The organism is Nonomuraea rosea, from assembly GCF_039539705.1.
GTDB classification, from domain to species: Bacteria; Actinomycetota; Actinomycetes; order Streptosporangiales; family Streptosporangiaceae; genus Nonomuraea; species Nonomuraea rosea.
The window spans coordinates 42,457-55,635 of the sequence record NZ_BAABDQ010000017.1 but is presented as its reverse complement, the minus strand read 5'-3'; the positions used below and the strand labels follow the sequence as shown (position 1 = coordinate 55,635).

11 protein-coding genes are annotated in these 13,179 nt (G+C 70.9%); 3 read left to right on the top strand and 8 right to left on the bottom strand.

What is annotated here, in order from left to right; all coding sequences use genetic code 11:
• Nucleotides 1-155: 155 nt before the first annotated feature.
• The 7 genes from cysS to ABEA43_RS33550 form a co-directional block, all read right to left on the bottom strand.
• Nucleotides 156-1,520, bottom strand: coding sequence for a cysteine--tRNA ligase (gene cysS / locus ABEA43_RS33580; RefSeq protein ID WP_345568204.1), 1,365 nt, complete (start codon nt 1,518-1,520; stop codon nt 156-158).
• Between the two features lie 20 nt (nt 1,521-1,540).
• Nucleotides 1,541-3,385: a sigma factor-like helix-turn-helix DNA-binding protein gene (locus tag ABEA43_RS33575; RefSeq protein WP_345568202.1), complete on the bottom strand. Its 1,845-nt coding sequence runs from the start codon at nt 3,383-3,385 to the stop codon at nt 1,541-1,543.
• A gap of 48 nt (nt 3,386-3,433) precedes the next feature.
• On the bottom strand, nt 3,434-5,254 hold the full coding sequence (locus tag ABEA43_RS33570; protein ID WP_345568200.1) for a UvrD-helicase domain-containing protein: 1,821 nt from the start codon (nt 5,252-5,254) through the stop codon (nt 3,434-3,436).
• A gap of 4 nt (nt 5,255-5,258) precedes the next feature.
• Nucleotides 5,259-7,664, bottom strand: coding sequence for a hypothetical protein (locus ABEA43_RS33565; protein ID WP_345568198.1), 2,406 nt, complete (start codon nt 7,662-7,664; stop codon nt 5,259-5,261).
• Between the two features lie 112 nt (nt 7,665-7,776).
• On the bottom strand, nt 7,777-8,553 hold the full coding sequence (locus tag ABEA43_RS33560) for a class I SAM-dependent methyltransferase (protein ID WP_345568196.1): 777 nt from the start codon (nt 8,551-8,553) through the stop codon (nt 7,777-7,779).
• 101 nt (nt 8,554-8,654) lie between these two features.
• Nucleotides 8,655-9,728, bottom strand: coding sequence for an ABC transporter substrate-binding protein (locus ABEA43_RS33555; RefSeq protein WP_345568194.1), 1,074 nt, complete (start codon nt 9,726-9,728; stop codon nt 8,655-8,657).
• A gap of 17 nt (nt 9,729-9,745) precedes the next feature.
• Entirely contained in the window at nt 9,746-9,976 is a 231-nt protein-coding gene (locus ABEA43_RS33550; protein ID WP_345568192.1) for a putative acetyltransferase, read from the bottom strand.
• A 105-nt stretch (nt 9,977-10,081) separates the two neighbouring features.
• Here ABEA43_RS33550 and fdxA point away from each other — a divergent pair, with 105 nt between their 5' ends.
• The 3 genes from fdxA to ABEA43_RS33535 all read left to right on the top strand — a co-directional run bounded on the left by fdxA (nt 10,082) and on the right by ABEA43_RS33535 (nt 12,333).
• A complete protein-coding gene (gene fdxA, locus ABEA43_RS33545) occupies nt 10,082-10,408 on the top strand; it encodes a ferredoxin (protein ID WP_345568190.1) in 327 nt (108 codons plus the stop codon).
• A 69-nt stretch (nt 10,409-10,477) separates the two neighbouring features.
• Nucleotides 10,478-11,581: a succinyldiaminopimelate transaminase gene (dapC, locus tag ABEA43_RS33540; RefSeq protein ID WP_425570395.1), complete on the top strand. Its 1,104-nt coding sequence runs from the start codon at nt 10,478-10,480 to the stop codon at nt 11,579-11,581.
• Nucleotides 11,582-11,673: 92 nt separating this feature from the next.
• A complete protein-coding gene (locus ABEA43_RS33535; RefSeq protein ID WP_345568186.1) occupies nt 11,674-12,333 on the top strand; it encodes a DUF4178 domain-containing protein in 660 nt (219 codons plus the stop codon).
• Nucleotides 12,334-12,336: 3 nt separating this feature from the next.
• Here the strand turns inward: ABEA43_RS33535 and ABEA43_RS33530 are convergent, their stop codons facing one another.
• The gene (locus ABEA43_RS33530) at nt 12,337-13,152 is read right to left on the bottom strand and encodes a hypothetical protein (RefSeq protein WP_345568184.1); all 816 of its coding nucleotides are present in this window, start codon (nt 13,150-13,152) and stop codon (nt 12,337-12,339) included.
• Nucleotides 13,153-13,179: the final 27 nt, after the last annotated feature.

Here is a 13,179-nt window from a genome sequence, read left to right as displayed (position 1 = left end):
TGCTGCCGAACTGGCACTAAGTCTGACAGCCCGGAATCACTCCTCCGTCCCCCCGCACACCCCTGCGAAAGGGCATATAACGCCGCCCACCAGGGGTTTCGCGCAGGCGGCCTCGATCATGATCGAGGAGCCGCGGAGAGGGGTGAGCCGCCCGATCAGACCCAGGTCTGACCCTCGGGCGTGTCGGACACGCGCACCCCCAGGTCGGCCAGCTCGTCCCTGAGCCGGTCGGCCGCCGCCCAGTCACCGGCCTCCCTGGCCCTGGCCCGCGACTCCAGCAACGGCCCGGCCCCGGAAGGCAGCACCGGCGTCTTGCCGATCTCTATCGACAGGTCCAGCCCCAGCACCTGATCCAGGTGCAGGAACGACTCGAACTTCGCCCCCGGCGCCACCGACTCGTCCCGCTCCAGCTCCCGCAGGATCCGCAGGGCCGAGGGCAGGTCGAGGTCGTCGTCGAAGGCGGACTCCGCCCGCGCCACGTGGTCGCCCGCCATGGGCGCGCTCGGCGACTCCGACCACTCGGCCACCCGCGCCCGCCACCTGCGCAGCGTGCGGTCGGCCGCGCGCAGGGTGTCCCAGGTCAGGTTGAGCTGCTGCCGGTAGCGGTGCTCCAGGAACGCCATCCGCACGGCCAGCGGGTCGAGCCCGGCCGCGGTCACGTCGGACAGCAGCACCACGTTGCCCGTGGACTTGGCCATCTTGCGGCCGTCGAACAGCAGGTGCTCCCCGTGCACCCAGTGCTTGACCACCTCGTGCCCGGCCGCGGAGTCGGACTGGGCCCGCTCGTCCTCGTGGTGGGGGAAGCGCAGGTCCATGCCGCCGGTGTGAAGATCGATACTCTCGCCCAGGAACCGCAGCGACATGGCCGAGCACTCCACGTGCCAGCCGGGGAAGCCGCGGCCCCACGGCGTGTCCCAGCTCAGCTCGCCCTCGTTGGGCTTCCACAGGGCCCAGTCGGCGTGGAAGCGCTTGCGCGGGTCGACGCCCTCGATGCGGTGCGCGGGCTTGAGCTCGTCGAGGCGGTTCCCGGAGATCTCGCCGTACGACGGGAAGGTGCGTACGTCGAAGAAGACCGACCCGTCGGGCACCGTGTACGCGTGCCCCTTCCCGATCAGCTTGGCGATCAGCTCGACCATCACGTCGATCGTCTCGCTCGCCCGGGGCATGTGCTCCGGCGGACGCAGGTTGAGCGCGTCCGTGTCGCTCTTGAACGCGTCCTCGTAGAAGCGGGCGAGCTCGGAGACCGAGCGCCTCTCGGCCCGCGCCTGGGCGAGGACCTTGTCCTCGCCCTCGTCGGCGTCGCCGGCGAGGTGGCCCACGTCGGTGATGTTCTGGCAGGCCACCACGCGCACCCGCCGCCGCTCCAGGACCCGTCTGATCAGGTCGGACAGCACGTAGGTCCGCAGGTTGCCCACGTGCGCATAGCGGTAGACGGTCGGGCCGCACGTGTACATCCGCAGCGCCCGCCCGGCGGAGATCTCCGCCACCTGCCTGGCACGCGTGTCGTAGATCCGGAGCATCTGCCGAGCTTAGCCCGGCGTCATCCGCCCAGGAAACCGAGTATGTCCCGGTCGCCGCGCTCACGCAGCCGGGCCAGAACCTCCTCGCGCGGGGCCATCTCGGACAGCCCGATCCTGGCCCCGATCAGCCGCAGCCCCTCCAGCTCCGAGCTGACGGGAGCGGTGTAGCCGAGGAGGTAGAGCGCCCGGTTCACCGGAGGCATCGCGATGGGGGCGGCCGGCATGTAGCGGGTCAGCAGCTCGCCTCCGTCCGACACCGTCAGGAACACGTGGTCGCCCTCGTTCGCCTTGAAGTCCACCAGAACGTTGCGGATCGACCCCATGGTGGGCTGGTTGTGCCAGCTGATCACCACGTCGCCGGTCGGCGTCGAGGCGGTGAGCTGCCCGCCGGGCGCCATCCCGAGATAGGCCGCGAACCCGGTCGGCAGCGGCGACCCGGAGCCGCGCAGGTGCTCGGCGTTGACGTCCACGCGGTGCCACCAGCGTCCGTCGCGGGAACGGAAGCTGCGCCGCGTCTCCGACACGTCCTTGCGCGGCTGGTACGGCTCCACCTCCCCGGTCGGCGAGGTGCCCGCCACCCGGATCCACCCCCGCTGCGTCCGCTCGAACCCGGGACCCCCCGAGTACGCGCGCACCGAGCTCTCGCTGACGTCGTAACGCGCGGTCAGGTTCGCCACGATCGTGCTCACCGAGGCCTCGCCCCCGGCCCGCTCGATCTCCCTGGCGATCATCTCCCTGATCCCCAGGTATTCGTCGCCGCCCCACCTGGTCAGCCCGTACTTGTTCCGGTCGACCCGGCGGAAGCGATCGTCGGCGGTGAGCTGGTTGCGGATGCCGACCAGGCTGTAGTCCTCGCCGATGCGCTCCTGGATCTCCTCGGGCGACAGCGGCGCCCCGGCCACCGCCAGCACCGCCTCCGCCTTCTCGTTGATGCTGCGCGGCCACGGCACCACGTGCACGCCGAGCACCCGGAGCTGCGGCACGGCCAGGATCCACCGCTCGGCCACGTCCTCGCGCACACCGAGCTGGGTGACCATGGACACGGCCTCGCCGATCGGGCGCGGGCCGTCGGCGAACAGCTGGCGCGTCTTCTCCCGCAGCTCGTCGGCCCCGCCCGACACGAGCCAGCCGTCGGACTGCTCGTAGCCGGTCAGCAGCGTGCGCACGAACCGCCACGCCGGGATCCCCAGCGTCCGCAGCTCGGTCCCGTGCCACGGAACGGCGGCCTGAAGGTCGTCGGCCGGCACCGCGGACCCCAACCGGCCGCGCAGCCAGGCGACGTGCGCGACCAGCGCCGCCGCGTCGGCTCCGCTCAGCCAGGACTCCACGTGGTCGCGCAGATCGCGCTCGATCTGCCTGATCCGCTCCCTCGTCACGGAGAAACGCTGCGCCAGCTCGTCCAGCGTGGCCCGCTGCACCGCGTACAGCCGGTCGCGGGCGATGGCCCGCTGCCGGTCGTCCAGCGCGCCGAACAGCTCGTCGATCAGGTCGGGCAGCGGCTTGTCCGGCTTGGAGGGCGCGGGCACGACCTCCGGCACGGGTTCGAGCAGCCGCTCGAACACGCCGCTGAACAGCTTCTGCACCACGTCCTTGCCCAGCGTCTCCGGTGAGCGCTCGGATTCGGCGGGGTCGGAGAAGCGCAGCAGCGGCAGGATGTCGCCGAGCAGCAGATGCCCCCAGCAGGCCACGGCCAGGTCGGCCAGGTGGCCCGCGATGGTCTGCGTACCGACGATGGAGCAGGCGCGGTCAAGAGGAATCGCCTGCCACCAGGCCTCGGGCAGCTGCGGCTCCTCCACGATCGGCGCAATCTGACCAGGGGAGGTCCAGCGCAGGGGTGGCGCGAGGTCGCTCAGGCTGAGGTTCATTGAGGTCCAACCGGCAAAGGGTAGATATCCGCAGTTCAGACTATGTGATCAGAGGGGGAGAAACGGGCTGCCTCTTCCGGAATGGGAGATATAGAGCATCGAACGCGCGCGGGTGCAGGCGACGAACAGTATGCTCCGCTCGCGTTGCAGGGCACGAGCCCGAGCCTCGGGGTCCTCCGGCGGCGGCTCCGGGACCACGCCCTCCGCCACGCCGATGAGCGCCACCCGCTCGAACTCGAGTCCCTTGAGATGCTGGAAGGTCGCGGCTCGCACGGACAGGCCGGTCAGGGCCCGCCTGGCGTCCCTGACGAGCCGTGGGGTACGCGCGCCGACGCCGATCTCCTCGGCCGGCACGCCGTCCGCCAGCCACGACTCGACCGTGGTGCGCAGGCCGGCCAGCTCCGACTCGGGGGTGTCGTACTGCCTGACCATCGGGCGGTCGCCGTTGTGCGTCGCGCGAAATCCGTACATCTCGGTCATGCCCTTGACGAGGCCGCTCGTGGGGCCGCCGCCGCGCAGCCGTACCACGAAGGTCAGCAGCTCCTGGGGGAGGCGGTAGGAGAGCCTGAGCGTGTGCTGGGCGGCGGGGATGCCGACGGCGCCGAGCGCCACCCGCGTGTCGGTGACGCGCTGGTGCGGGTCGCCGACCACGAACAGGTCGTCGCGCGCGTGCGGCGCCACCGCGCGCAGCAGCCGCCACTGCGCCGGGCTGATGTCCTGTGCCTCGTCCACAACGATGTGACGGTACGGCTTGCGTCCAGGATCCACGTCGTCGAGTAGATCTCCGGTCGCGATGGACATCAGCCTGAGCGCCTCGTTCGTCAGCTCGGCCAGAGAGCGCGCCCCAGGCCCGACCAGCGGGGGACGGCGGCCCTCCGCGTCGGTCACGATCCGCATGGCCAGGCGTTCCGCGTTGTCCACCTCGACCCGCTTGCGCAGGATCTCGTCCTCGATCAGCAGGTCCAGCCGCGCCGACAGCTCCTCGGCCAGCCCCTGCGAGAACGTCACCAGCAGCACCGGGCCCGAGCCGTGCGCGGCCAGGTGGGCGGCCCTGTGCAGGGCGATGACGGTCTTGCCGGTGCCCGCACCGCCCACGACGAGCACGGGATGGTCATAACGGGCGGCCCTGGCCAGCCGGTGCTGCGCCGGATAGAGGAACGTGCACCAGTCCGGCGCGTCGAGCACCCGGTCCAGCGCCACCTTGTCGGGCACGAACGCCGCCTTGTCGGGGCTGCGCCGCAACGCCGCGTGCAGGTCCTCGGTGTCGATCGGCCCCTTGTCGCCGTCGGAGGCGCGCCAGGCGTCCAGCTCGCGCCACGCCTCGGCGAGGGACCCGCCGCGGGCCAGCACGGCCAGCGGGACGTGCTGGGTGGGCGGCAGCAGCGGTTCGAGCGCGGCCACGTCGGCCTCGGTCGTGATCAGCCTGAACAGCGGCAGCGCGTGCCCGTCCAGGCCGAGCCCGAGCAGGTCGCCGTCGCAGATCCCGTCGAACAGGCCCCGCGATCTCGCCGATCTGCGTAAAGCGGGCTCGACGCGTTCGAGCGCCTCGGCGTCCCACTCCTCGACGACGCCGATCACCGGGTTGACGCCGTAGCGGTGGCGGCGGGCGAACGACCAGGCCTCGGGGCCCGGCAGCACCGTACGCAGCCAGTAGACGTCCTGCTGCCGCACCACCACCCCGCGATGGCCCTCTGCCAGCAGCAACGTCGCGACCCGCGGGTCACGGCCGCCCCTGACCCGCTCGGGGTGCGGGGCGCCGGAGACGTTCAGCAGGAACCTGCGCAGCGCGACCACGGCGTCCCTGCGCACCGGCTGAGCCAGTGCGCTGAGCTCCCTGGGAAACTCAGGGCCGATCGCGAGCCGCGGCACCGGCTCAGTCCAAGAGGGCGAGCAGGTCGCGGTCTCCGCGCTCGCGGAGCCTGTTGAGCAGGTCTGGCAGGCTTACCGGCCCTGTCATGCCGATCCTGGTCGCGATCACCCTGGCCGCCTGATCTCGGGTGCCGCCCGGGGCCGTGTAACCGACCAGCCGGAGCGCCTTGGTGATCTTCTCGGCTCCCTGCGCAGCGACCGGCAGGTGCCTGGCCCTCAGCACGCCCTCGTCCGACAGCGTCAGGAACAGGTGCCCGCCCTCGCGCGCCCCCACGTCAACGAGGAGGCGTTCGATGGATTCGAGCACCGGCCTGCCGTGCCAGACCATGGTCAGCTCACCCGCGGCGCTCCGCACCGTCCTGCTCTCGCCCGGCGAGAGCCCCAGGTACGACGCGAACCCCGTCGGCAGCGCGCACTCGCCGCCCGCCAGCTGCTCGGCGGTCACGTCGATGCGCAGCCACCACCGGCCGTCGGGCTGCCTGAAGCAGCGCCTGGTCTGGGAGACGTCCTTCAACGGCTGGTACGGCTTGTCATGCTCGCCCGTGCCCCCGTTGGTCTCCGCCGGGGGCGTGACCGGGATGAACGCCTGGAACTGCGGCGGTCCTGGCGGCGGCGTCTGGAGCTGGCCGAACGCCGACGGCGCCGGCTCTGCCTGGACCTGCGGCTCTTCGGGCGGGCCCGACATGGTGGCCAGCACGAACTGCCACGCGGGGACCTCCAGCGCGCGGATCTCCACGTTGTGCCACGCGGCCGCGCCGATGAGCTGCTCCTTGGGGGCGGTGGGGCCCAGGGTCCTGAGCAGCTCGTCCAGATGCGCCCGGTACGGGGCCGCCTCCTCGCTGGCCAGCCAGTGGTCCAGGCGGGCCCGCAGCTCGATCTCCGTGGCGGAGATCTCGGCCGGAGGGACGGCGAAGAGCTTGGCGAGCTGGTCCACGGCGGAGGGCTCGTCGGTGAAGACGCGGTTCTGGGCCACGGCCCAGCTCTTGTCGTCCAGACCGGCGAACGCGGCCTCGATGAGCTCGGGCAGCGGCTCCGCCTGCCCGAGACCGCCGTCCTCGTGACCGCCGTCCTCGTGACCGCCGTCCTCGTGACCGCCGTCCTCGTGATCGCCTGCCGCCGCCGCGGGCTGCTCGTCGGCCTCTGCGAACCCCTGGGCCTCCGCGAAGTCCTGGGCCTCCGCTTGGGCCTCCGCGAACTCCTGGGCCTCGGCGGGCTCCTCGGAGTCCGCGGTTCCGTCTTCGTGGGCGGCTTCGGCGGGCTCCGGCTGCTCGCCGACGCCCTCGGCCTCCAGGACCGCCGCCTCCTCGGCCGCGGGCTGCGGCGCGGGCTCGTCGGCGGCGTCCAGCACGGGCTCGGGCTCAGGCTCGGCGGCATCGTCGGCGACCGGCTCGGCATCGGCGTCCAGCACCGGCTGCCGGGCACCCTCATACGACGCGGCGCCCTCGGCACCGGCGTCCTCGACGTCAGGACCGTCAGCCTCGGCGCTTTCGGGCTCACTGCTCTCGGACTCGGCGGCCTCGAACTCCGCGGCCTGGGCCTCGGGGCCCTGGGCCTCGGCGTGCTCGGACTCCCCGGCCGCGGCGACCTCGGGCTGGGCCTCGACCTCAGGCTCGGCGGCGGACGCGGCGGACTCGTGGGACTCCACGAGCTCTCCGCGCTCCACGAGGTCCCCGTGATCCGGGTGCTCTCCGTGGTGCGGGTGCTCCGCGTGTTCCGGGTGGTCCCCGTCCACAGACTCGCCGGCGCGGGACTCCTCCGGCTCCGGTTCGTCGGCGGCAGGCTCAGAGCCCTGCTCCGCCGCGACCGGACCGCGGGCGGCCTCCTCGGTCGCGGGCACGTGCTCCAGCCCGTCTGCGACCGGCTCAGCCTCATCGGTGCCCAACGCAGGGACGGGGACGGGAGCGGGCCCGTCGGGGAGCCGCGCAGGCGCCCCGGCCGCGACGTGCGCGCGCTCCGCCGCGACGGGCGCGTGCGCCGTAACGGGCGGGTGCGGGTGCGCGGCGTGCGGATGCGGGACCCGCACCAGGACGGCGGAGAACAGCGTGTTCAGCACCGGACGCGCCTGGATGAAGGGCTGGTCCACCAGCTCCCTGCTGGTCAGCGCCAGCAGCCCGGCCCACGATCCCGCGCGGTCGAGCGCGATCGCGACGGCGGGCTCGTCGGCCTCCTCCGGGTCCAGCACGTGCAGCGCGGGCAGCACGTCGCCGATCGCCGCGGCAGGCCAGTGCTCCAGGGCGATCTCCGTCAGCAACTCGCCCAGGGACTCGGGCCCGATGGCGGCCAGGACGTGCGGCATGGGCAGACTGCGCCACCACGCATCCGGCAGGTCCGGCTGCCCGGTGAGTAGCGTGATCGTCGACGCGTCGCTCCACCTCAACGGTGGTACGAGGTCGCTCAGGCAGAAGTTCATCCCGTTCCGTTCACCAGCCCCTCACGCCGCCGCAGCGGTGCAGCCATAATCTCGCCGCCCACGGAACAGACCATAGTCCGGCAAAACAGCCCTACGCATCCTGCACGACGCATCAACGCCGAACAGCGGCAAAGCGTAGACGCACGTAGTCCGCCATCCAGCCGGTCTCCCTGCGAAGCGCGGGCGCGGCCAGCTCGTTGACCCGGCGGAGCAGGGGCTCCACGACCTCGGGCGGGAGCCCTTCGAGCACCGACGAGGCGAACATGCGAACCCAGTCGGCGGCCCCGCCGGGGCATTCGTCGAGCGGGGTGGGCCGATCGAAGTATTCGAGCAGCCTGACCACGAACCCCTCCTGCTCCAGGCGGCGGGCGTACTCGGCAGGCGTGGGAAAGTACCACGGCAGGTCGGGCTCGCGCAGGCCGTACTCACGCCAGGCGGTGAGCATCGCGGCGGTCAGCTCGGCGCAGTTGCCGGCTCCGCCCATCTCCGCGACGAACCGGCCGCCGGGGATGAGCGCCTCGCGCACGCTGGCGATCACGGCGGCGGGATCGCGGCTCATCCAGTGCAGCGCCGCGTTGGAGAACACCGCGTGGTACGGGTCCACCACCGTGAAGTCGTGCCCGTCGCCGACGATGAAGTCGATGCCGGGGTACTGGGCCAGCGCCTTCTCGATCATCGCGGCCGAGCCGTCGATGCCCAGCACGTCCGCGCCCCTGAAGGCGAGCTGCGCGGTGAGCACGCCGGTGCCGCACCCGAGGTCGAGCACGCGTTCACCCGGGCGCGCGTCGAGCAGGTCGATCAGCGGCGCACCCTGGGTGGAGACGTAGCCGAAGCTGCTGTCGTAGGCGCGACTGTTCCACCGCTCCAAGCTCGGTGTGTCGTATCGCAAGACGATCAGCTCTCATTCGTCAGACATCGGGCCCCCGTGGCCGTGCTGTCTGCTCACTTTAGAGCCTGATCGTCCCTACGACATATCAAGTCACAACGGACTCATCCCACACTCTTCGTCCATTCCCGCTTCAGGTACGACTTCGCCGCGTCTGCCTGCGGAATCGTCATGAGTACCGGCGGACCGGGCGCCTTGGGCAGTTTGGCGGCCTGCTCGGCGTCGAGCGTCCCCTTCATGAGCATCGCCTCGCCGCGCGCCGGGCGGGCGTACCCCTTCTGGAGCAGGTTCTGGCCCTCGTCGGAGAACAGGAACTCCTGCCACAGCCGGGCGGCGGCCGGATGCGGCGCCGCCTTGTTGATCGCCTGGACGTGGTAGCCGCCGAGCGGCGCGTCCCGGGGGATCGTCACCTTCCACGCCTCGGGCTGCGCGGCGCTGCGTGCGGCGTTCAGGTGGTCCCAGGCGACGATCACGTTGGCCTTGGCCGGGTCGGTGAGCCGGCCGGCCTGCTTGAGCTTGGCGAACAGCGCGACCCCTTGCTCGGGCTGCGGCGCGCCGGAGCGCATGGAGGCGGCCATCACGCCGTCGAAGGCCGCCGCCGAGCGCAGCGGGTCGCCGTCGAGCGCGACGCGGTAGCCGGGCTTGAGCAGGTCGGCGAACGTGGCCGGCGGCTTGACCGCGCGGGGGTCGTACCCGATGGACATGTAGCCGCCGTAAGCGGCGTACCAGGCGCCGGACGGGTCCTTGACGTCGTCGGGCAGGTCCTGCCAGCCCTGCACCTTGTACGGGGCGAACTTCGCGGCCCCGGACACGGCCACGTCCATGGTCAGGTCGAACACGTCGGGCTTGAGCTGGGCGGCGGCGTCCAGCTCGCGCTTGCTGCTGGCCCCGGGCTCCAGCTGGTTGACCTTGATGTCGAACTTGTCGGCGAAGGTGTCGATGATCTCGCCGTAGTTGACCCACTCGCGGGGCAGCGCGATCACGTTGAGCTGGCCCTCGCGCTTGGCGGCCTCGGCGAGGCGCTCCTTGGTGGCGAAGCCGTCCTTCATCGAGCCCGCCTGGACGTTGACCGGGGGAAGGGCCTTGTTGGACTGCGGCGAGGTCGATTCTGTGGACGACGCGCCGCATCCGGCGCTGGCGAGGATGGCTGCTGCGGCGGCGCAGGTACGTACGGTCACAGAACGAATACTTACTGTTACATCCGTCCAGGTCGAGGAGGCGCGACCGGAACGACCTTGGCGGCGACCAGCGATTCCTCGAAGATCTCCACCAATGTGCCATCCTTTTTACGGACTTTGAGCACGCCGCCCTCCCACGACTCGAGGATGCCGACCGCGTCGCGAAACCCGTCCGGGACGCGCCGTCGAGTGGTGATGCGTGCGCCTATGTCCTGTGTTGTGATGCTGATGACGAGGCGTGCGGCCATGAGTTTGCCACCCTCCGTTTCGGCCAGCTGGCAAGCACGGCAATACTAGGGCTTAGCAAACCGCGGTCAGAGTCGTGCCATGGTGCGGAGAAGAAGGAGCTCGAGGTGACCTACGTCATCGCGCAGCCTTGCGTGGACGTCCTGGACAAGGCGTGCATCGAGGAGTGCCCCGTCGATTGCATCTACGAGGGCGAGCGCATGCTTTACATCCACCCCGACGAGTGCGTGGACTGCGGCGCGTGTGAGCCTGTATGCCCCGTCGAGGCGATCTTCTACGAAGACGACCTTCCAGAGCAGTGGAAGGACTTCTACAAGGCGAACGTGGACTTCTTCGAGGACCTCGGCTCGCCCGGGGGCGCCTCGAAGGTCGGCAAGATAGCGAAGGACCACCCGGTCGTCTCCGCCCTGCCGCAGCAGAGCGAGGACCACTAACCGGTCCTGTCACGCCGTGCACGGGGGCATCCGGACCGGATGCGCCCCGTTCGCGCGGCGCGCCTTTGCATGTCGTACGGCAACGGAAGACCCTGGAGAATTGTGAACAAACTGCCTGACTTCCCCTGGGATCGGCTGGAGCCGTACAAAGAGCGTGCGCTCGCGCACCCCGACGGCATCGTCGACCTCTCGGTCGGCACGCCCGTCGATCCGGTGCCGCAGATCGTCCAGGACGCGCTGACGGGGGCGGCCAACAGCCCCGGCTACCCGCTCACCCACGGCACCAAGGCGCTGCGCGAGGCCGCCGCCGGGTGGCTGCGGCGCAGGCACGGCGTTACGGTCGAGCAGCAGGACGTGCTGCCGCTGATCGGTTCGAAGGAGTTCGTCGCCTGGCTGCCCACCTACCTGGGCGCCAAGCGGGTGGTCTTCCCCGAGCTGGCCTACCCCACCTACGACGTGGGCGCCAGGCTGGCCGGCGCGGTGGCCACGGCCTCCGACAGCACGCTCGCGGCCGGTCCCGAGCACGTGGACCTGATCTGGGTCAACTCGCCGGGCAACCCCACGGGCCGCGTCCTGCCCGCCGAGCACCTGCGCAAGGTGGTGTCCTGGGCACGCGAGCGCGGCACGGTCGTGGCCTCCGACGAGTGCTACATCGAGCTCGGCTGGGAAGAGGAGCCGATCTCCGTCCTGCACCCCGACGTCTGCGGCGGGTCCCACGAGGGCCTGCTCGCCGTCCACTCACTCTCCAAGCGCTCCAACCTGGCCGGCTACCGCGCCGGGTTCGTGACGGGCGACCCCGTCCTGGTCAAGCGGCTGCTGGAGACGCGCAAGCACGCGGGCATGATCATGCCCGCTCCGGTCCAGGCGGCGATGGCGGCGGCGCTCGGCGACGACGTGCACGCCGACCGGCAGCGCGAGCGTTACGGCGCCCGCCGCGCCGTGCTGCGTCCCGCGCTGGAGCGGGCGGGCTGGAACATCGACCATTCGACGGCAGGTCTGTACTTCTGGGCATCGAACGGGCAGAACGCCTGGGACCAGGTGGCCAAGCTCTCCGAAATCGGCATTTTGGTCGCGCCCGGAGAGTTCTACGGATCGGCAGGTGGACGGCACATCCGTATCGCTGTCACCGCTACTGATGAACGGATCGGTGCGGCGGTGGCCCGCCTCCAGTAGGATCCCGCGTCATAGCCCGCCACATGGGCGTGACACGCATAAATTGATAAGGGCATTTGCCGAGGCAGACCGCGAGTGGAGCGAGCTGATCGATGAGCATGACCTCCGTGGTCGTACTCGGGCTGAGCATCGCCACCATCCTGCTGTTGTTAGGGGCATTTCTGGCCACCCTGCGGCAAGACAGGAAGGGCCGCACGAGCGCGCCGCCGATGGAGTTCGCCACTCCCGCCGAGAGCCCGATGCCGGCGCCGGTGAGCGTGCCGGCGCAGACCGGGTCCGACTACACCGACCCGCGCACCATCCAGGTCGGCGACCGGATCCAGGTGCACGGCTCGCCCGCCCGCGTGCTCGGCGCCATGCATGTCTCCTGGCAGGGCACCCAGTGGATCGAATATCTGCTGCGTGACCCCCGCAGGCGCCTGCAGTGGCTGTCCGTCGAGGTCCACGCGGGCGATCCGCCGCACCTGGAGGTGCAGCTCTGGACCGACGTGCCCACCCAGGGCATGGTCCCGGCCAAGAGCATGCTGATCATGGAGGGCGTGGAGTTCTTCCCGATCGAGCGCGGCACGGCGGCCTTCAAGAGCGAGGGCGAGACCGGGAACGCCGAGCGGGGGCTGCTCGACTTCGCCGACTATCGCGCCTCCGACGGGCGGCTGCTCTCCTTCGAGCGCATCCAGGGCGGCAAGTGGACGGCCAGCTACGCTCAGCCCTTGCCGCCCGGCTCGATCTCGATCATCCGCCGCGCCTCCTGAGGTCTACGACAGCTCCACCCGGCTGCTGCCGGACTTCCCGCCCGCCTGCCAGCCGTCGAGCCGCATGTCGTTGGACCAGGTGGCGCCGGCGTAGCCGACCCGGCTGAGCGCGTACTTCTCGGCGTGGGCCACCGACCAGGCCGCCACCAGCCACCCGCGCCTCTTGGTGGAGATCGCCGTGCTGCCGAGCGCCTTGGCGAGCTGCTTGCGCGCCTCTGTGGCCTTCGCCTGCGGCACGGGCGACTTGCCCGGCGGATACCAGCAGTGGACGGCCTGGGGGACGCGCCCGGTGAACGCGCCGGCCAGGATCTTGGCGTCGCTCTCGTGCTGCGCATACGCGTAGCCGCCCGCCGAGCGCTGCACCGCCTGCGCCGCCTCCGCCAGCGGGCGCTTGCGATAGTTCTTCACCTTGACCAGCGCGGCGAAGAACTTGTTCGTGGCGTAGACGGGGTCCATGAGCTGCTTCTTGGAGCCCCACCCCTGCGATTCGCGCTGCTGGAACACGCCGACCGAGTCGCGGTCGCCCCAGTCGAGGTTGTAGAGCTTCGACTCCTGCAACGCCGTCCCGTACGCGATCACCACGGCCCGCTCGGGCAGCTTGCGCCGCGCCGCGACGGCCGCGATGGTCGCCGAGATCTGCGCCTGCTCGGGGAAGAGGTAGAGCTCGCCGTCAGGGGTGCGCACGGTGCAGTGCGCCTCGGGAACGGCCAAGGGGGCCGCTTTCTTCAGCAAGTGGTACAGGCCCACGGAAATGGCCACGGCGAGCACGATGACGATGATCGCGATGGTGATGACTCCACGGGAGAAGCGCAGGCGCACCCTGAAAAACCTACCCGGCCGGATAAG

Coding starts and splice junctions, on each gene's coding strand:
- ABEA43_RS33575 (WP_345568202.1), bottom strand. CDS start 3,385: ATGAACCTCAGCCTGAGCGACCTCGCGCCACCCCTGCGCTGGACCTCC.
- cysS (WP_345568204.1), bottom strand. CDS start 1,520: ATGCTCCGGATCTACGACACGCGTGCCAGGCAGGTGGCGGAGATCTCC.
- ABEA43_RS33550 (WP_345568192.1), bottom strand. CDS start 9,976: ATGGCCGCACGCCTCGTCATCAGCATCACAACACAGGACATAGGCGCA.
- ABEA43_RS33565 (WP_345568198.1), bottom strand. CDS start 7,664: ATGAACTTCTGCCTGAGCGACCTCGTACCACCGTTGAGGTGGAGCGAC.
- dapC (WP_425570395.1), top strand. CDS start 10,478: ATGTCGTACGGCAACGGAAGACCCTGGAGAATTGTGAACAAACTGCCT.
- ABEA43_RS33535 (WP_345568186.1), top strand. CDS start 11,674: ATGAGCATGACCTCCGTGGTCGTACTCGGGCTGAGCATCGCCACCATC.